Source organism: Aurantiacibacter flavus (assembly GCF_039710615.1).
Classification (GTDB): domain Bacteria; phylum Pseudomonadota; class Alphaproteobacteria; order Sphingomonadales; family Sphingomonadaceae; genus Alteraurantiacibacter; species Alteraurantiacibacter flavus.
In genome coordinates this window covers 232,667-251,272 of record NZ_JBDLBR010000002.1, presented here as the reverse complement: position 1 = coordinate 251,272, position 18,606 = coordinate 232,667, and the positions used below count along the sequence as shown (strand labels likewise).

Annotated in this window: 17 protein-coding genes; 1 reads left to right on the top strand and 16 read right to left on the bottom strand. The window is 61.5% G+C overall.

Translation table 11 applies throughout. From position 1 onward, the window contains the following. Positions 1 to 132: 132 nt before the first annotated feature. The 10 genes from ABDJ38_RS05900 to ABDJ38_RS05855 all read right to left on the bottom strand — a co-directional run bounded on the left by ABDJ38_RS05900 (position 133) and on the right by ABDJ38_RS05855 (position 11,064). Positions 133 to 909 (bottom strand): acetoacetate decarboxylase family protein, encoded by a 777-nt coding sequence (locus ABDJ38_RS05900; protein WP_346784151.1) that lies wholly within the window; start codon positions 907 to 909, stop codon positions 133 to 135. A 67-nt stretch (positions 910 to 976) separates the two neighbouring features. After that, positions 977 to 1,954: a fumarylacetoacetate hydrolase family protein gene (locus ABDJ38_RS05895; protein WP_346784150.1), complete on the bottom strand. Its 978-nt coding sequence runs from the start codon at positions 1,952 to 1,954 to the stop codon at positions 977 to 979. Further along, complete coding sequence (locus ABDJ38_RS05890; RefSeq protein ID WP_346784149.1) at positions 1,951 to 2,523, bottom strand: cupin domain-containing protein; 573 nt, start codon at positions 2,521 to 2,523, stop codon at positions 1,951 to 1,953. Before ABDJ38_RS05890 ends, ABDJ38_RS05895 begins: the two co-directional genes overlap by 4 nt. A 10-nt stretch (positions 2,524 to 2,533) precedes the next feature. Then, positions 2,534 to 3,229, bottom strand: coding sequence for a glutathione S-transferase family protein (locus tag ABDJ38_RS05885; RefSeq protein WP_346784148.1), 696 nt, complete (start codon positions 3,227 to 3,229; stop codon positions 2,534 to 2,536). After that, a complete protein-coding gene (locus tag ABDJ38_RS05880; RefSeq protein WP_346784147.1) occupies positions 3,226 to 4,410 on the bottom strand; it encodes an MFS transporter in 1,185 nt (394 codons plus the stop codon). Before ABDJ38_RS05880 ends, ABDJ38_RS05885 begins: the two co-directional genes overlap by 4 nt. A 28-nt stretch (positions 4,411 to 4,438) precedes the next feature. Beyond that, on the bottom strand, positions 4,439 to 5,596 hold the full coding sequence (locus tag ABDJ38_RS05875) for an alpha/beta hydrolase family protein (RefSeq protein WP_346784146.1): 1,158 nt from the start codon (positions 5,594 to 5,596) through the stop codon (positions 4,439 to 4,441). Positions 5,597 to 5,600: 4 nt separating this feature from the next. After that, positions 5,601 to 6,503, bottom strand: coding sequence for a VOC family protein (locus ABDJ38_RS05870; protein ID WP_346784145.1), 903 nt, complete (start codon positions 6,501 to 6,503; stop codon positions 5,601 to 5,603). 26 nt (positions 6,504 to 6,529) lie between these two features. Next, positions 6,530 to 7,645: an FAD-dependent oxidoreductase gene (locus ABDJ38_RS05865; protein ID WP_346784143.1), complete on the bottom strand. Its 1,116-nt coding sequence runs from the start codon at positions 7,643 to 7,645 to the stop codon at positions 6,530 to 6,532. Between the two features lie 3 nt (positions 7,646 to 7,648). Beyond that, positions 7,649 to 8,632: an MBL fold metallo-hydrolase gene (locus ABDJ38_RS05860; protein WP_346784142.1), complete on the bottom strand. Its 984-nt coding sequence runs from the start codon at positions 8,630 to 8,632 to the stop codon at positions 7,649 to 7,651. Then, positions 8,632 to 11,064 carry a TonB-dependent receptor gene (locus ABDJ38_RS05855; protein ID WP_346784141.1) on the bottom strand — a complete coding sequence of 811 codons (2,433 nt, stop codon included), beginning with the start codon at positions 11,062 to 11,064 and terminating at the stop codon, positions 8,632 to 8,634. The genes ABDJ38_RS05860 and ABDJ38_RS05855 overlap by 1 nt, the downstream gene beginning before the upstream one ends. A gap of 170 nt (positions 11,065 to 11,234) precedes the next feature. Between ABDJ38_RS05855 and ABDJ38_RS05850 the strand changes: the two genes are divergently transcribed. Next, the gene (locus ABDJ38_RS05850) at positions 11,235 to 12,134 is read left to right on the top strand and encodes a LysR substrate-binding domain-containing protein (RefSeq protein ID WP_346784140.1); all 900 of its coding nucleotides are present in this window, start codon (positions 11,235 to 11,237) and stop codon (positions 12,132 to 12,134) included. A gap of 29 nt (positions 12,135 to 12,163) precedes the next feature. Here ABDJ38_RS05850 and ABDJ38_RS05845 read toward each other — a convergent pair whose 3' ends face one another. From ABDJ38_RS05845 to ABDJ38_RS05820, 6 genes are all read right to left on the bottom strand, one after another. Beyond that, the gene (locus ABDJ38_RS05845) at positions 12,164 to 13,447 is read right to left on the bottom strand and encodes a TRAP transporter large permease (RefSeq protein WP_346784139.1); all 1,284 of its coding nucleotides are present in this window, start codon (positions 13,445 to 13,447) and stop codon (positions 12,164 to 12,166) included. Continuing rightward, entirely contained in the window at positions 13,444 to 13,860 is a 417-nt protein-coding gene (locus ABDJ38_RS05840) for a TRAP transporter small permease (RefSeq protein ID WP_346784138.1), read from the bottom strand. Before ABDJ38_RS05840 ends, ABDJ38_RS05845 begins: the two co-directional genes overlap by 4 nt. 61 nt (positions 13,861 to 13,921) lie before the next feature. Then, positions 13,922 to 14,926, bottom strand: a complete 1,005-nt coding sequence (locus tag ABDJ38_RS05835) for a TRAP transporter substrate-binding protein (protein WP_346784137.1) — start codon at positions 14,924 to 14,926, stop codon at positions 13,922 to 13,924. Positions 14,927 to 14,963: 37 nt separating this feature from the next. Further along, positions 14,964 to 16,337: a mannitol dehydrogenase family protein gene (locus ABDJ38_RS05830; protein ID WP_346784136.1), complete on the bottom strand. Its 1,374-nt coding sequence runs from the start codon at positions 16,335 to 16,337 to the stop codon at positions 14,964 to 14,966. Beyond that, the gene (gene uxaC, locus ABDJ38_RS05825) at positions 16,334 to 17,743 is read right to left on the bottom strand and encodes a glucuronate isomerase (RefSeq protein WP_346784135.1); all 1,410 of its coding nucleotides are present in this window, start codon (positions 17,741 to 17,743) and stop codon (positions 16,334 to 16,336) included. The genes ABDJ38_RS05830 and uxaC overlap by 4 nt, the downstream gene beginning before the upstream one ends. Positions 17,744 to 17,770: 27 nt before the next feature. Beyond that, positions 17,771 to 18,520 carry a FadR/GntR family transcriptional regulator gene (locus ABDJ38_RS05820; RefSeq protein ID WP_346784134.1) on the bottom strand — a complete coding sequence of 250 codons (750 nt, stop codon included), beginning with the start codon at positions 18,518 to 18,520 and terminating at the stop codon, positions 17,771 to 17,773. Between the last annotated feature and the right edge of the window lie 86 nt (positions 18,521 to 18,606).

Below are 18,606 nucleotides of genomic sequence, written 5' to 3'. Positions count from 1 at the left end.
CCACTGGACCATTCGCAGCAGAGGTTTCCGGCGAAGTTGTCCTTGGCTAGAAGTATGTTTTGATCAGCGTCTGCGTTAAGTTGCACCAAGCTTTGTTGATCTTGGCTAATCAACAACCCGCTCACGCCAACTTCACATCCTCAGTTTCCGCTGCGCGCTACCGTCTCCGCCAAAGATCGAAGCGGTCTTTATAACGGGGCTGAAATCGTCCAGCGGAAGGTCATAGAGAGCGTTTACAATCGGATACTGGGTTGGCATCTGCTCCCAGCTCGCCTGCGTGAAGGCGAATTGCCCCTCCCCGATTTCGGTTGACTGGACTTGCGGTTCGGGACCGTCCGGAACAGTGATGGTGAGGTAATGCGCGTCCGAGTAGTCGGGCTTACCTGTCGCAGGAATATACTTTTCGAACACCATCGGCTCTGGCGCAGGTGCCTGCGCCAAAGTCTCGAAGCCGGACGCGCGGAAGTCGAAGAAGCAGTGCCCATCCCACGACGAGGTGACCTTCGCGCTTCTATCTGAGGGATCCGAAACCGAAATGTCAGCGAACAGTTTGGGCCAGCCCAGTTCTTCCCGTCCAGTGATGATGGGGTCAGCCATATTCTCCCAGACAACCGGTACGAAATGACCGGCGCATTGCGTCTCTGTCTCAATCCACCTCGCGGGGATGCGGACCATAAGAATGTCGTAGCCACGACCGGCGAGCCAGCCGATCTTGAAGAAGCTCATGATACAGACCTCGATGCGAGGCTCGCCATCCAGCCTCAGGCCATCAGGCAAGAAAGCACCCAACCGCTCCGCCTTTGTGCGCGCGGAAATCGTATATGAGACGACCTCCTTCTCGTACCGTCTGTGACGCTGGTCGGCCGGCAGATTGCGAGGACCCGGCGCGGGACCGAAGTGTCGCGGCATACGATACTTCGGATCTAGGCTCTGATCCCCGTTTGGCATCATGCGACCGCGTGATCGAAAACGGCGCTCACCGAGCCGAGCCGTCAACGACCTGCTGCTCTATCGCACCGAACGGGGAATTGCCGTCCACGCCGCGGCCTTCCATGCGAACTTTGTCTCCATACGTCATGAAGGAGGTGGAAGCAGGTCCCTTGTCACGGATCATCTCGATCGCGCGCACTTCGGAAATGCAGCTGGAGCCGACTTCGGCGTAGTTTGCGTTGGAGACCGTGCCCGATCCGATAATCGTGCCGGCGGCAAGATCACGGGTGTAAGCGGCGTGCGCGACGAGATCGTGGAAGCCCACGCTCATCTCCCGGCCGTTTGCCCTGCCAAACCATTTGCCGTTCCAGTCGATCTCGAGATCGAGGCAGACCCGGCCATCCTTCCATCCTGCCCCGAGGTGTTCGGGCGTTATGGCGAAGGGTGCCATCGAACAGGCCGGTTTGGCCTGCACCCAGCCGAAGCCTGTCTTCATCTCTACAGGCGCGATAGTGCGAAGCGACCAATCGTTGATCTGCACGATCAGCTTGATGTGCTTCATCGCCTCGGCTGGCGTCGTGCCCATCGGCACATGGTCGACGATGACCCCGAATTCCCCCTCGAAGTCGATGCCGTGATCGGTGCTAGGTAAGGGCACATCCTCGGTAGGACCAAGGAAACGGTGAGACATCCCCTGATACATCAGTGGTTTGTCGTTCTCGATGGGATCGTGACCGAGAGCGATCTGCATCAGGTCGGCGTGGTTCTGGAAGGCAGAGCCGTCCAGCCACTGCCAGGTGCGCGGCATGGGTGCCAGCAATTGCACCGGATCGAGAGTTTCGCCCTCCCCCTGCTCCAGTCGCTGCGCCAGCATGGCGAGCGTTGGTTCAGCGGCTTTCCAATCCTCCATCGCGGCAAGCAGGCTCGGCAGCTGCGGGGCAGCCGCAAGACAGCGCGAGCCATCGGCAGATATGACCACCAACTCTCCGTCAGGTTTGCCGTTTTCGCGCGTGGCCAGCCTCATGCGAGTCCCTCCTCGAAAGCGCCGTCGATAAGGATGAATGCGATGCGGCAGTTCTTGTCGGTCCGGTTTGCCCAGCCGTGATTGGTGCCGCGCTGGATTATGATGTCGCCTGCGCGGCAGACAGTTTCGCCTTCGTCAACGATCAGCACGAGTTCACCCTCCAGCACGATGCCATAGTCGACGGTCTGCGTGCGGTGCATGTGCGCGTGTCGTGAACCGGCACCTGTGTGAGACGATGCGTCGGCGGCGCCGATTTCTTCAAAATGCGCACGCGCTTCTTCCGGCGTCTTGTTCGCCATGTTCGGATCGTCTGGCGGGATATCGAGCACACGGATGCGCGTGCCGTTCTTCGGCGGAGCCAGCTTGATGCCCTCTTCCGCTGGTTCGCCACTGGCTGCATCGATATGCGCGGGCGTGTCGGTCGTGTTCCAAACCTCGTGGAACATCGGGCCGCTCTCGCCGCCGATCCTTTGGTAGCGGCGCACCGGTCCATCTTCCTGGATGATCGCCTGGCCGCTGGAATTGTGTCCGGTGACGATGCGCCGGGTTGGTCCTGTCAGTTTTGTCATTGAGTCTTCCTCACTCTGTCTTGCCGGGCACCCGCGGCTGGAAAAACAACCCGCGCGCCTTGAGTTCGTCTTGCGCCTTCTCCTCGCGCCTCAGCGCAGCGAGCGCGCTCGGGCGCTCGCAAGCCTTGGCATAATGCCGCTGCAACCCCGGATAATCGCTATGGTCGAAACCGACACCGGTGATACGGAACCATATCCAGGCGAGATAGGCGTCGATGATCGACCAATCATGCCCCAACATCCAGGGCTGCACGTCCAGTCGCTTTTCGAGCGGAGCGAGTTGCAGCGCCAGTCCTTCGGCGGCCTTTGCGCGTACACGCGGCGAATCTTCGGCTGAAGTGGAAATCATCGGCGCCATGACGAAGCGCGTCACCAAGGGATGCAGGTCGCTGGAACAGCGGAACAGCTCGGCCAATATCCTTGCGCGCCCGAGGGCATCGCCAGGCCGCGGCAATAAATTAGCGTGGGGATGGGTATCCGCCAGATAGCTCAGGACGGCTCCGTTCTGGACGATCACACCGTCCGCCGTTTCCAGCGCCGGAACCTTGCCTGAAGGATTGAGGGAGAGAAACTCGGGCTGCCGATGCTCACCCGCCATGAAAGCGATCAGCCGTGTCTCGAAAGGCTCACCGATTTCTTCCAGCGCTGTGAGCGTTACGCGCGCGCATGTGTGCGGGGCGAACCAGAGAAGGGGGCTGCTGCTCACGTCGCCAGCCTTGCTTTCGACTTGGCCGAGAACATCGCCAGCACCGCACCGATGCCGGCGACGAAGGCATAGATCATCAACGCTTGCGTCAGGCTACCGGCGAGACCCGAAAAGGCAGCGAGAAGCAGTGGAGCAAGGAACTGTGCCAGAAAGAAGGATCCCGTCCACAGTCCCATCCCCCGGCCACGCATCGCTGCCGGAAGTGAACGCATAGTCCAGGCGAGCATGTTGGGCAGCATCAGGCCGCTGCCAAAGCAGACAAGCGCGGCAAAGGCAGCCATGAGGAACAGATCGGGTGCAAGAACGACACCCGCGTAACCCACGCTCGCAACCGCCAGCCCGAACGACAGCAACTTCGGCCCGGCGCGCTTGCTGCTTCGGTGAAAGGCAAACGATCCAATCGCGACCGCGACATTGCAAAGGGCTCCGAACAAGCCGATCTGCGCCGGGGACACTGGCCGGGAGGCCTCGAGGATGGGTCCGAGCTGCACGCTTACGGTGTAGAAGATTATCCCGACCCCGAACGTGATCACGGCCAGCGGCAGGATCACGCGGTAAGGAAAGGCTTGCCGTGCGTCTGCGGGTCCGATCGCCGCCTTCGCCGGTTCGAAAAGGCCAATCGCCGCGACCAACGCAATCGGCAGGGCCAGCAGATAGAGCAGGAACGGTCCTCTCGATCCCAGCAGTTCGCCGAGCAAGCCACCGAGGGCGATCAAGACGATCGCGGCGACGCTGCCAACTGCGATCTGCAGTGCGATCCATCGTTCCCGGCGCTCCCCGGCAAAATAATCGCCGATGAGGACGGTCGCGAGAGTCATGATGACAGCTTCCACCATGCCCAGCGCGAAGCGGGCCGCGATGATCTGGAACAGATCGTCGAGAAACCACGGCAGGATGCCGAACGCGGCGTAAAGCAGCAGTGACCAGATCATCATCTGTTTGCGCCCGATCCTGTCGCTGAGCCAGCCTGCCACAGGCGAGAACAAGGCGACGCACAGCGCGGGTATGGTTAGCGCCATCGGCACCAGGAACTCATTCCCCGGCACGCCCGCGAATTCGCCAAGCAACAGCGGCAGGACCGGGATCAGCGACACGATCGCCATGATCGGCAACACAGCGGTTGCCAGCAGGATGAAGCCTTGGCGCTTTCCTGCCTCGCGCGCCTCGTGTTTGTCGATCATGGCGTTAGGTCCTCTCCCAGCCATTGCGCTATGCGGTATGGCCGCCCAGCGTTTCGGCGAACCAGTCCGCAATCAGGCTGCAGCCATAGCTCATATTGTCGGCGCCGACATGCTCCACCCCGCCCTCGCGTTCGGTGAAGATCACCTTCTCGCGGCGCGGGGAATTGACGAGCTGGTCGTAGAGATCATCGGCATATTTGGGCCTGATCTGCCGGTCGTGCGCGCCGTGAGTGACGAGGAAGGGCACCTTGATCCGGTCCATGTGACCGTTGAGGTTCATGTCGGTCGACTTCTCCAGGAAATCATCCTGATCCTTCGCGCCAAATGCCCAGTGGACGTGCGCCCAGTAATGCGGGACGGGATTCTCGCCTTCGCGCTCCATCCGCTTGTCCTGCACCTCACGCCAGTTGTGGTTCGCGCCCCATACGGCGCCGCTGGCAAATCGCGGTTCGTAGGCAACCGCACGCGGAGCAAAGTGCCCGCCTAGCGAGATACCGGTCATACCGATGCGGGCGTTGTCGACTTCCGGCTGCTGTTCCAGCCAGTCGACCGCCTTGCTGGCCCAGCTTTCGGAATGCGGATCGACGGGCAGGTTCTGCAGGCGCAGCGCCTCGCCAGTGCCGGGCTGATCGACGCAGAGTGTCGAAATACCGCGGCGCGCCAGCGCTTCTGGCAAGCGAGACCAGTAAAGCAACTCCTTGGAGCTATCGAGGCCGTTGCAATAGACCACGCAGGGCCGCTCCCCCTCGCCCGGCGCGCGGGTGAACAGCGCCGACATCGTCCCCTTCTCGAGCGGAATTTCCACGCGCTCGCGATTGATGTTGCCTAATTGGGTCGAGCGATCGAAAGTCTCGCGAGCGAGCGCGTAGGTTTCCTCGCGGCCCTTGGTGCCGTGGCCCTGCATCCGCTCGGCCACGAGCAGGTAAAGCGAGGCGCGTTCCATCTTGTCGGAAGCAGAGAAGGCGCGGCCCTTCTCCTCGTCCTCCTTCGCCAGTTCGAGCAGCTTGTGGCCCATTGCGGCCCAGGCCCGCATGAATTCGGGCGTGCCGGCATCGGCGCCGTTGTCAGCCGCATCGAGGATCGGCTGGCACATGTCGACGATCTCGCCGATGCGCCCGCCGCTTTCCATCGCGATGGCGACGCTGAGGTTCCAGATATAGTTCTTGAAAGGAGAGTAAAGTGCCACGCGATCAAACCTCCGCCGGCTTGAAGAGACAGGGATCGGGCGCCGCTTTGGGCATAGTCTGCGGGCCACCTACGCCGATGCCCCACTGGTCCATGACCCGCGGCTCCGGCTTGTATACGGTCGGCTCCCAAGTCTCGAAATCGACCTCCTCCAGCTCGGCGGTGTATTCCACTGCGAACCCGCCCGGCGTGCAGAAATAGCTGAAGGTGTTGTCGCCCGCGGTATGGCGTCCCGGCCCCCACTTGATGTCGATGTCGCGCTGCTTGAGGCGCGAGACCCCGCGCAGCATGTCATCCGCGCCCAGCATATCGTAGGCAACGTGGTTCAGGCAGGGTGGCCCCGGCAGCAGAGCGACGCGGTGGTGCGCGCTGTTGCAGCGCAGGAAGCACATGAAGTCGCCCAGCCAGTCGCTGACCTTGAAACCCAGAACATCGGTGAAGAACTTCACCGCCGCCTGATGATCGGGCGAATGCAGCACGATGTGGCTGATCTTCACCGGCAGCCCTTCCCACCGCTCCATCGCCCGCTTGTCGAGCTTCTCGACATCGGCCGAAATCTCGAAGGGAAGGCCGTCGTGGGAGAAGAAGCGGAAGCCATAGCCGCCGCCCGGCCCATCGATTGCGCGCGGCTCGTGAACGATCTTGCAGCCTGCTTCGGAAACCTTGGTGTGCAGGTTGTCGACATCTTCCCGGCTGTCCGCCGCCAGCGCGATCACCTCGATGCAATTGGTGCCGGTGTCGTGCAGGCGCACGACGTGGTGCTCATCATGCCCATGGGTCTTGAACCAGGCCATGCCCTCGGCGTCGGCGACCTCAACGAGGCCCCAGTCCTCGGCATAGAACTTCCGCTCCGCGTCGAAGTTCTCGACGCCATATCCGACGTAGCGGATTTCAGTTACTCGGCTCATTACTAAGTCCCTCGATAGAATGAAGTTCAGATCGGCTCCGCGGTGATTTCGAACATCTCCGCGGTGGCCTTGTGGTTATCGACTGCCGGGCCCTTGCCCAGCTGTCCGTGACAGATGGCAAGCGAGCTCTCGACGATGTACTTGCAGCGCTCGAAACGGCGCTCGCGGTAGGCTTCGAAGGCCTGTTGCGGCGTGTCCGCCTTTGCCAGCTCTTCGGCCAGCACGATGCTGTCCTCGATTGCCATGCCGGCGCCCTGGCCCAGATGTGGTGTCGTGGCGTGGACGGCATCGCCGAGCAGCACCACCCGGCCCTTGCTCCATGGGCCATAAAGCATCATGCCTTCGAGCGGGCGATAGACCACGCCCTCATCGTCGGTAATCGCTTCTGCCATTTCGCGGATCGTGGGCGCAGTATTTGCCAGCTTCTCGCGCATGACCTTTGCCAGCCCCTGCTTGTCGTACCACGGATTGCCGGGCTCCGGCGTTGTCACGTACATGTACATGAGTTCCGAACTGATCGGCACGAGGCCAATCCCGGTCGGACCGTTATAGACATGCAGTGAATCGAGATCGGCCGGGCGCGGCAAATTGTAGCGCCACACAGCCTGCCCTGTGTATTCCGGCTTTTCGGCGTCGGGCATGACCTTGTGCCGGGTATCCGAATAGACGCCATCGGCGCCGATCACGATGTCATAACGCCCCTCGCTGCCGTCGGAGAAGCGGACCGTGACGCCCTCGCCATCGTCATCGATACTCTCGGCGGTTACACCGAGGCGAACGTCCGCCCCTGCTGCGATCGTGCGAGCGCCCAGCACCTTGTGCAGCGCAGGGCGACCGATGCCGACATTGGCGGGATAGCCCTCCACCAGCCGCGGGCTCGGCACCTTGGCGACCTGCGTTCCGTCTGGCGCGTGGATGGCAACGAAATCGAAGCCGACCGCTGCATCCATGTAATCGTCGAGCAAGTCGAGCGCCTTCATGGCACGCAAGACATTGCTCTGCTGGATGATCCCCACGCCGTATACGGCCCACGCAGGATCCTTCTCGATCACAGTGACCGAATGGCCATCGCGGCGCAGCGCAATCGCCGAGGTCAACCCGCCGATGCCGCCGCCAATAATTAGTACGTCGAGGTTTTTCATAACTCAGAATGCATCCATGTCATCGGCTATCAGGAAGGCCCCATCATAGGTTTCTGCGATTTCCTCGAGATAGCGCATGTGTGCGGGCTGGTTCTTTTCCCAGCCCGAGAAGTGCGTGACGACGACCGAACCGACGTCGGCACGAGCGGCGAGATCGCCCACCTGCGTGGGCGAAAGGTGATGATCGGCAAGGTGCGATTGCATGGCACGCGAAACGGCTGCAGGAATGCCGGGATTGGCCTCCAGCATCCGTTCGATCGTAAGCGGGATGTCCATCATTTCCACGACCAGAAGATCGGCGCCGCTTGCCAGCTGCTCCACCGCATCGCTCGGCCCGGTATCGCCGGTGTAAACGATGGATCGGTCCGGCAGGTCGAAGCGATAGGACAGCGACTCGAAGCGATCTGCAAGCTCGCTCCCTTCGGGGAAACTGTAATGCGTGTTCTGCCGGACGTTCACGGTCATGCCGCCTGTCTCGATACTGTCCCCGTCCCGCAGTTCGACCACGCGGATACCAGCGCGGTGATCGACCGGCGCCGCACCCGCAACACCATAATTCGCCGTCGCGCCCGGTTCCATTGCGGTTAGGATGCCGTCGACCAAATGCTGCGTTCCGGGCGGGCCGTATATCGTCAGCGGATCGCTGCCATTGGTCTGGAACCGCAATCCCAAAATCCCCATCAAACCAGCCGTGTGGTCGAAGTGCAGGTGGGAGATGAATATCCCGTCGATCATCTTGGTCTGCACGCCAGCCTTGCCGCTCTGCCCGGCCGCCCCGTCGCCGACATCGACGAGATAATCTCGCCCGCCGAAACGAAGCAGGTTCGCGGGCTGGGAGCGGGTCGAACTGGTCACCGGTCCTGCCGCCGTACCGAGCGTGATCCAGATGCCGTCGCCATCCTGCACCGCATCCTGTGCTGTCGCCGGAGTGAGAGACAGCGACAGGGCCGCGGTTGCCGCCAGGAGTTGCGTAAATCCTTTCATCATCAGAAATCGTACCCGACCCGGACACCGAAGGTGCGCGGCGGCTCAAACTTCGGCGAGGCCACATTGGCGGCACCAAGCTGGTAAAGCGAGCGCATGGCCTCGTCGGTGAGGTTGCGCACGAACACGCTGGCCGTGAAGCCCTTGTCGTATGGCACCAGCGAGATACTCGCGTCGATCGTCACGTCTTCGCCCGCATTGCCCGTGGGCAGATAGTTGAAGCCGATCACCCTCTCGCTGCGATAGCGCCCGTCGAGCGTGGCAATCACCTCGAAATCGCGCATCTCGAAGGTCTGCTGCACTCCAAGGTTGATCGTCCAGTCGGGCGCATTGAGAGCGGGCCTGCCCGAACAATCGATGGTGAAGCTGCGCTGCGCTCCCAGGTTCTGGGTGTAGTCACAACCGGTGATCGGCGTCAGGAAGTTGGGTGGATCGGTATCGTCGGAAAGATCTACCTGATCATAGACGAATGTATCATACGTCGCGTCGAGGTATTGGACACCGCCGCGCAGCAGGGTCGTTTCCGTCAGCAAGGCCTGGAAATCGACCTCCGCCCCCTTGATCGAGGATTGCCCCACATTGCGAGTGTAGAACGAATTGTTGCCGCGATCATCGACGCCCAGGGCCGCAAGCTGCTGTCCGCGATAATCCCAATAGAACGCCTCGAAGTTCAGTTGCAGGCGATTGTCGAAGAAGCTGTTCTTCGATCCGATGGTGTAGGCATCGATATATTCCGGATCGTACTCTTCCTGCCCGAAAGTGAGGTTGAACCCGCCGGCGCGGAAGCCCGTTTCGAAGCTGGCGTAGATGAGGTTATCGGGCGTCGCGTCATATTCCAGCGCAGCGCGCCAGGTGATCTCGTCGTCGCCCGAAGTGCGCTCGATCTCGGTCGGCGTGTTGATGAGCAGCGCCTGCGGACCCGTAGGGCCGAACGGCCCGTAGGGAAAAGCGCCGTAGGGCACGGGGCGGTCTAGCGGAGAACCCGCAGGGAAGAGCGCCGGATCGAGCTGCTCCAGACTGTCGCGCAAGGTCAGGCCGACCGGGATGGTGGGCACTTGCTGGCAACTGGGCGGTCCGAACGCGGATTCCCTCAGGCAAACGCCGGTCGTGCTGATAGAAAGCGCGTCGATCGAACGGCTTTCGTCGGTGTAGCGTATTCCGCCGACGACGCGGAAATCGTCGGTGACGCTATAACTCGCGCGCGCGAATACGGCGGCGGATTCGGTCGTGCTGGCGAAATCCTGGAAGGAAACGGTCGAGAACTGGTTGTAGGAATTCAGCCCCTCGACGCTTTCGTCGAAGTAGTAGGCACCCAGTAGCCATTCGAGCGGACCGGTATCGCCCGAAAGCCGCCCTTCGATGCTGAACTGTTCGGCCTTGTCTTTGTTGAGACCAGACTTGAACGGCGCGCCGTTGAACTGGTTGTCGAGCTCCGACTGACGATAGGCCGGTATGACGACCAGGTCGACCCCGCCGAGATCGAGGTTGAACTCGGCGTTGACGCCCCAGTATTTATCGTCCCGATAAGGGTAATCATACCCCTCCACCGGCGAGTACAGCGGCGCAGCGGTGGCGTTGTCCTCGATAAATTCAAGCGTTTCCGGTGAGAAAAGACCAGTGAACGGCTCGCGCACCGAAGGCGGGGCAGCGATGAACTGCCAGTTCGGCACAGTGGCATCGGGCGTGAATGGGGCGAATGTGTAGACGCCATCGACATCGACGCCGGGGCCGGTGCCTTTCTGCGTCGAATAGTCGGCCGACAGGCGGATATCGGCGGCCGGCGAGATTTCGAAGAATATCTGTCCGCGCAAGGCGAAGTCTTCCTTCTCGCCCGTTCCGTCGTCGTAATATCCGTCCCGCTCCGAATAGGTGGTCGCCATCCTTACGGCCACCCGGTCGCTCACGGGCAGGTTGACGACACCGGTCGTCTCTATCGCTTCGTAATTGCCGTATTGCGCACTCAGGCTACCTTCCAGCACACCGAGGCGCGGCGCGTTGGGAATGACATTGACCGCACCGCCGGTCGCGTTGCGACCGTAGAGCGTGCCCTGCGGCCCCTTGAGCACTTCGACCCTGTTTACGTCGAGAAACGAGGCCACGGTCGATGACGGGCGCCCAATATAGACACCGTCCAGATTGAAGGCGACCGCCGGGTTCGTGTAGCCGTTGTTGGCAAAGTTGCCGACGCCGCGGATGAAGTAGCCGACGTTGGCGCCGCCCGCCTCGGGCACGTAAAGCGCGGGCGCGACCTTGTTCAGCTGGGTCGCGTCGACGACGCCGGTCCGCTGCAGCTCATCGCCGCTTACAGCGTTGATTGGAATTGCCGCATCCTGCAGACTCTCTTCACGGCGCTGCGCGGTCACGGTGATGACGTTAAGCCCGGCTGAGCGCTCCGCCCCTGCGCTTTCAGCCTGCGTGTCTTGAGCCAGGGCCATCTGGCTCGTTAACGCTATCGCTATCGCCGATGTGGCGACTAGAAATTTCTGCATGACTCTCTCCCGGTGAGGCTGCTTCGAAGCACCTCGTCGCCCACGTTTCTCACCCGAGCGGTTATTTAGTCCAATTTTTTGTTTTCATCGAAATCCATCACTGATATCGATGGTTTATGCGGCTCGACAATTTCGACCTGAACTTGCTCGTCGCGTTCGATGTCCTCATGCAGGAGCAGAGCGTGACACGGGCTGCCAATCGGCTGAACGTCACGCAGTCGGCGATGAGCGCTTCGCTGAAACGTCTGCGGGAGAGCTTTCAGGACGACATTCTGTCGCAATACGGCAAAAAGCTGATCCCCACGCCGTTCGCGCTGGCCTTGCAGCCGGAGATCGCGGAGACAATTTTCGAACTGCGCGCCCTGATCGCCCGCCAGGGCCGGTTCGATCCCGGTCGCTCCGAACGCCATTTCCGTGTTGCCGCGTCCGATTACGTAACGACTGTGCTGCTTGCACCACTGGTGAACACGCTCCTGTCGGAAGCGCCGGGCATTGCCTTCAGCTTCGAACTACCGAGCCCGGCTCAGCAAGTTGCGCTTGCCAATGGAGAGCTGGACCTGCTGCTGACGCCGGAAGCGTTCGTGCACCCCGATCACCCGTGCGAGCTGGTTTTCGAGGAGCAGCACGTGACCGTGGGCTGGACCGGTAATCCCACGACCGATGCCCCTCTTTCGAAACAGGCTTTCGAAGACGCCGGCCACGTGGCGGTCAGCGTCGGCCGTCAGTTCACATTCGCGGAGCAATGGTTCAGGAGCCAGGGCATCGAGCGGCGTATCGTGGTGCGTGCCCCCTCGTTCATCCAAGCGCCTCACCTGGTCCCGGAGACGAAGCTGCTGTGCGTGATGCACGAAAGATTGGCGCGGCTGATGGCCACGCGCCTTCCGCTGCGCGTGCTCGAGATGCCTTTTGCGATGCCACCGATGCGCGAGATGATGCAGTTCCATGCCACGCGGGAAGCAGATCCCGGCCTTCTGTGGCTGCGTGAGAGGATTGGCAGGGCCGCCGCAACGCTCTGACGTGCGCGACCCTCGGCAAACTCCCTGCCCTAGCCTACCGCTGCGGGCAGCCAGAGCGAAAGCCCTGGCACACAAATCACGAGCAGGAGCGCGACCAGAAGAGCAATGTAGAACGGCCAGATGGTCTTCAACGCCTGACCGATCTGTATGCCCTGCGCCGCGCAACCCACGAACAGCACCGAACCGACCGGCGGGGTCAGCAGCCCGATACCCAGAGCCAGCATCAGCATGACGCCGAACTGTACCGGGTCCATCCCAACCTCGGTGGCGATCGGCAGGAAGATCGGCGTGGTAATCAGGATCAGCGGGGCCATGTCCATGAAAGTGCCCAGCACGAGCAGCATGACGGCGATCAGGATCAGGGTAAGCAACGGGCTGGCCATTGCCGGCGCGAGCAGCTCGGCAAGCTGCGTTGGCGCTTGGAGCACCGCCAGCACCCAGCCGAACAGCGACGCCGTGGCGATGATGAACATCACCATGATGGTGGTTCGCGCGCTGTTCATGAAGGCGGCACGCAGACCATTGAGATCGAGATCGCGGTAGACCAAGATGCCGATCAGCAAGGTGTAGGCACAGGCGATTGCTGCGCTTTCGGTGGGGGTGAATATCCCGGCCAAAATTCCGACCAGAATGATGACGGCAGTCAGGATACCGGGTGTCGCCGTGATCGCTGCGCGGATCAGCGGTCGCAGGCCGGGAAAGGTCCCGCGCGGATAACCGCGGCGGATGGCCACGATAGCCGCCACCACCATCAATGCCAGGCCCGTCAGGATGCCCGGCACGACGCCCCCAAGAAAGAGATCGCCGATGGAAATTCCGGTCCCGGCTGCCGTGGCATAGATAATCATGTTGTGCGACGGGGGGATCAGCAAGCCGGTGATAGATGCGGTGGTAGAGACGTTCACCGTGTAATCGGCGTCGAACCCACGCTTGCGCATTTCAGGCCCGATTGCCGAACCCATGGCAGATGCGCTGGCAAGCGCCGAGCCCGAGACTGCCCCGAACAGCATCGAGGAGAGGATCGTGACCTGCCCCAACCCGCCCGGCGCTGAACCGAGCGTAGATTCCGACAGGTTCACCAGACGACGGGCTATGCCCGCCTGGGTCATCAATTCGCCCGCGAGGATGAACAAGGGAATCGCCATCAAGGTGAAGACGTTGACCCCTGCCGACATGCGCTGGGCAGCGACGACGAGCGGGATATCAAGCGCGAGCAGGATCGCCGACGCTGAGAGAAACAGCGATACAGCCACCGGCACGCCCAGATAGAGCATCACCGCCAGCAGCAGCAGTAGCAGCAGGATCAGTGTCATGCGCTGCCTGCACTTCCGGTGATCTCCTCACCTCTAACCAGCTTTTCTAATGCGAAGAGGGCCATCAGTGCGCCGGAAAGCGGAATGACAAGATAGACCATCCCGCGCGTCAGCGGCAGGGTGGGAACCGCGTTGTTCCAAGTCGCATCGACAAGCTGGCCTCCGAGCACGAGGAACAGGATGCCGGCTAGTATGATCAGGAGGTTCGCGATACCCACGGCGCGCCCTCGCCATGGCTGGGCGAGGCTGGTCACACCTTCAACGATGCGGATATGGAAGCCTTCGGCAATGCCCGATGCCGTGCCGAGAAAGGTCATCCAGATCATCAGCAAGAGCGCCATTTGTTCAGCCCAGGCCGGACTGGTATCCAGCACATAACGGGAGAACACCTGCCAGGTGAGAATGCTCACCATCAGTGCCAGTGATAGCGCGGAGGCTAGGAGTAGCGAATGGCTCACCCAGCGGATTGCTCGGTCAATCATTGGTTGCGCCCATGTTGCGGATATCTTCCACCAGCCTGTTCAGCCTTGGCGTATCGGCATAGAAATCCCAGACAGGCTGCATCCGTTCGCTGAACGCGTTCCGGTCGACGTCTTCGATAAACTGCACTCCGGCCGAGGTGATTATCTCGCGGGATTCGATAACGCGCCGGTCCCAGATCTCGCGCATGACCGGAACGGAAGCGCGCGCCGCCTGCAGCACCGCTTCGCGGTCCGCCGGTGAAAGCTTGTCCCAGCTCCGTTTCGACATGGCGAAAATCTCAGGGGCCATCACGTGCCGGGTCAGGCTGTAGATCGGAGCCACTTCGAAATGGCGCGAACTCTCGTAGGAGGGAAAGTTGTTCTCCGCGCCGTCGATAACGCCTTGGACCATGCCCTGATACACTTCGCCATAGGCCATCGGAGTGGCATTGCCGCCCATGGCCTCGATCATGGAAACGAACAGGTCCGAGGTCTGCACTCTGATCTTCAGGCCGGCCATGTCCTGCGGTTCGCGAACAGGCCGGTCGGCGGTATAGATCGAGCGCGCGCCGCTTTCGTAGAATGCCAGGCCGATCAGACCGTGCTCCTCCAGCGCGCCAAGGATCGCGCGCCCCGGTTCGCCGTCCATAGCTTCGCGCATGTGGTCGATGGAGCGGAACAGGAAGGGCAGCGAGGGAACAAGGGTTTCGGGCACCAGCACATTCAACGGCGCAGAATTGATGCGCACGAAGTCGATGCCGCCAAGTTGCGCCAGTTCCAGCGTGTCGTTCTGGCTGCCCAGCTGTTCGGAAGGATAGACATCGACATTGAGCCTGCCCCCCGTAAGTCTGGATAGCTCAGCCGCGAAGAAGCGCAGTGCTGCGACGGTCGGATAGTTTTCCGGCTGGCTGTCCGCGGCCAGGAGGGCACGACTGGCCTGCCCGCACCCGCCAAGCAAAGCGGACGCGCCGAAAGCCCCTCCAGCCAGCAAAGCCGTGCGTCGGTTCAGGCGAAGCACGTTGTCGCACCCGCCAAAGAATGCCTCCTGACAATGGTCATCGCAGGCTCTGCAACTGCGCGTTGATGTATGCGAGGTCAGATTGGCTCGGCGTCCAGTCGGACTGCAAGGGGCCGCCCGTGCCAAATATTGCATGGACGATGCCATCAAGCCCTGGCCGCTGCCACACTTCGCGCAAGGCGTCCGCCTGCGGATCCTCGACCTCGCGCGCATCGCCGCTGATATGGTTCAGCCAGTGCGCAATCGCAGTCAGGATCGCTTCACAGGAGCTGCCGCGCTGCTGCTGGATCGCGAGCGTCTCGAGCCAGCGCTGGCCGATCTTCTGGCTGCCGTCCATCGCGATCTGTGCCAGCCGGTGATTCAGCGCAGGGTTCTCGAAACGCGCGACCAAGTCCTCGGCATAGGCTTCCAGATCCTGCCCATCGCCTGCCGCGATAGTAGGCGCTGCTTCCTCGATCATGAGCCGCTGCACGAGGCGGCGGAGCTGATCGTCCGCAATCGCCTCGTGGACGAAAGTATGGCCGCGGTCCTGCCCGGCATAGGCGAGCAGCGAGTGCGCGCCGTTCAGCATTCGCAACTTGGCTGTCTCGAAAGGCGCGACATCCGAAACGATCTGGACGCCGTGATCCTGCCACGACGGCCGCCGCCCCGCGAAATCGTCCTCGATTACCCATTGGGTAAAGGCTTCCGTGAACACCGCACCTTCGTCGCGCATCCCGATGCGCTGCTCAAGACCGTCTAGATCGGCACCGGAAGATGCAGGCACGATCCGGTCCACCATACTGTCTGGCGTTGTGCAGTTGCCGAGAAACCAGTCGCACAGATCGGCCGCATCGGAATCGATCCACTCCAGCATCAGACGCCGGAGTTGCTTGCCGTTGCCCGAGAGGTTGTCGCAGCTGAGAAGCGAAAGGCCTGGCAGGCCTGCATCACGCCGCATGACCAGCGCGTCGCTCAGGATCGGGTAGAACCCATCCTTCGCTTTTGCCAGATCGAGCGATCCGTCCGGCTTCCGGCAATAGCCCTTTTCGGTAACGGTGAAGCTCGCGACATGGCAATCGGGGGACGCAAGGCATGCGACGATTTCCTCGCGGTCGGATCCAGCGACGAGAACTTGCGCAACCGAACCGACGAGGCGCGTGCGGCTCTCACCTGCGGACCGCACAGTCAGTGTATAGAGCCCGTCCTGCGGATTGAGTTGTTCCGCGACGGCAGCCGAGCGCATTGATACCCCGGCAATCATCCACCCCGGTTCGCCAGCCTCCATACAGGCATCGGTAAAGGCAGCCTGGTGTGCACGATGAAACGCCCCGATGCCGAAATGCACGATACCGACGGGCTGGGCCCGGTCGTAGCCCGGACGCGAAACGTCGCCGGGCAACTGGCCGGCATTCTCTGCAGAGAGCCTCACAGCTTGTAGGCCGTCTTGGCGAAATTGTACGCGAGGTCCTTCGCCAGCTCGGCAGCCTCCCATTCTTCCAGCCGATGTTCGACCACCAGCTCCGCAAGGAAGCCGCAGTCGATCCGCCTTGCCAGATCATGCCGGGCCGGGATCGAGAGGAACGCCCGCGTATCATCGTTGAAACCAACGGTGTTGTAAAAGCCCGCGGTCTCGGTGACCATTCGGCGATAGCGGCGCATTCCTTCGGGGCTGTCATGGAACCACCAGGCAGGCCCCAGCTTCAGCGCGGGATAATGCCCGGCAAGCGGCGCGAGTTCCCGTGCATAGGTGGATTCGTCCAGCGTGAAGACAATCACCGACAGGCGTGGATCGTTGCCATGCTTTGCCAGCAGCGGTTGCAAGGCTCGCACATATTCGGTGCGCACCGGGATATCTGCTCCCTTGTCCCTGCCAAAGCGATCGAACAGAGCCGGATTGTGATTGCGGAAAGACCCGGGATGGATCTGCATGACCAGCCCGTCATCCAGGCTCATCGTCGCCATTTCCGTCAGCATCTGGGCGCGGAACAGTTCGGCATCTGCCGGATCGACCTTGTCTGCCTGGACTTTGCGGAACAGGTCCTCACATTGTGCTTTCGACAGATCTGCCGTTGCCGGTGTGGGGTGGCCGTGATCGGTGGACGTCGCACCCATCTCACGGAAGAATTCCCGGCGCTTTCGGTGCGCGGCAAGGTAACCATCCCAGGATGTGCAGTCTGTATTCGTGAGATCGCTCAGAGCATCGAGATTCTTGCGGAAACCCTCGAATTCAGGATCGATCACCGGGTCCGGGCGGTAGGCGGTGATCACCCGCCCGCTCCACCCGCTCGCCCTTATCTTCGCGTGACTTTCAAGGGTGTCGAGAGGGTTTTCAGTCGTAGCGATCACCTCGATCCCGAAACGATCGAACAGGGCGCGTGGCCGGAAGTCGTCGCGCTGGAGGGCATCGGTAATCGTGTCGAAATAGCTGTCCGCCGTCTCGCCGGACAACAATGTGTCGAGATCGAACACCTCACTGAACACCCAGTCCAGCCAGATACGCGACGGGGTTCCGCGAAACAGGTGATAGTTGTTGGCGAACAATCGCCATGCCTCGCGTGGGTCGGCACGAGGCGCACCCGATGCGTCGGCCACACCGAGCGCCTCGATCGGGATGCCCTGCGAATAGAGCATGCGCAGCAGGTAATGATCGGGGACGAGCAGGAGATCAGTCGCATTGCCGAAGTTTGCGTTGTCGGCGAACCAGGAGGGATCGGTATGTCCGTGCGGGCTGATGATCGGCAAGCCCTGCACGCTTTTGTACAGTTCACGGGCGATGGCGCGAGTTGCATCGTGCGCCGGCAATAGCCGGTCAGGGTGGAGACTGAGCTCATGCATGATTCAGGTAATCTCTCTCGACATTATTCAGGCCGTTAGCTGAGAATAGCGTTCGCGTTTGGCCTGCACGTTGCGGCGGGCTTCGTCCACGGCGCGCTGCTCGGTCGCGAAGAGGAGGCTGTCGAGAACCTTGAGCAGGTGGGCGCGCATCGCTGCGCGCGCCGCGGCGGGGTCGTTCTCCCGCAACGCGTTCAGGATAGCCGTATGCTCGTCCACGACTGGCTTGATATTCGCGTGGCGCGCCTTTTCGTGAAGCAACACCGCTTCGCGCGACGTATTGCGCAACTCCCACAAACGCTCAACGGACTCGACAAGAGCGCTGTTCTTCGTGGCCTTGGCAATGGCGAGGTGGAAGTCCGCATCGGCTTCTTCTTTTCCACCCGGCGTTTTATTCTCCTGTTCGATCTGGCGAACAAGCGCCTCCAGTTCGGCCAGTTCGTCGCCGGTAATTTGTGAAGCGGCAAGCGCAGCCACTTCACTTTCGACAAGGAGCCGCGCTTCGGTAAGCTCGATTGCCGAAACATCGCCGGCAGGGATCGTTTTCTGACCGCTGACGGAGTGCACATAAACGCCCGAGCCGACGCGCACGTCGACAAGGCCCTGCACTTCGAGCGCGATAATGGCCTCCCGAATTACCGGGCGACTAACATCATACGCGACGGCCAAGTCCCTCTCCGCAGGAAGGCGGGCGCCTACAGCATAATTGCCCGACTGGATTTCCTGCAGCAGCTTCGCAGCCACTTCCTTGTAGAGACGGGGACTCGCTTGCGCCTTCATATTGAGCTCTACCTTTTGGACTTACCGATTTTGGAAACTTGACAGACCAAATCAGCAGCGTCAAGGATTGCCTACAGTCTGTCGCG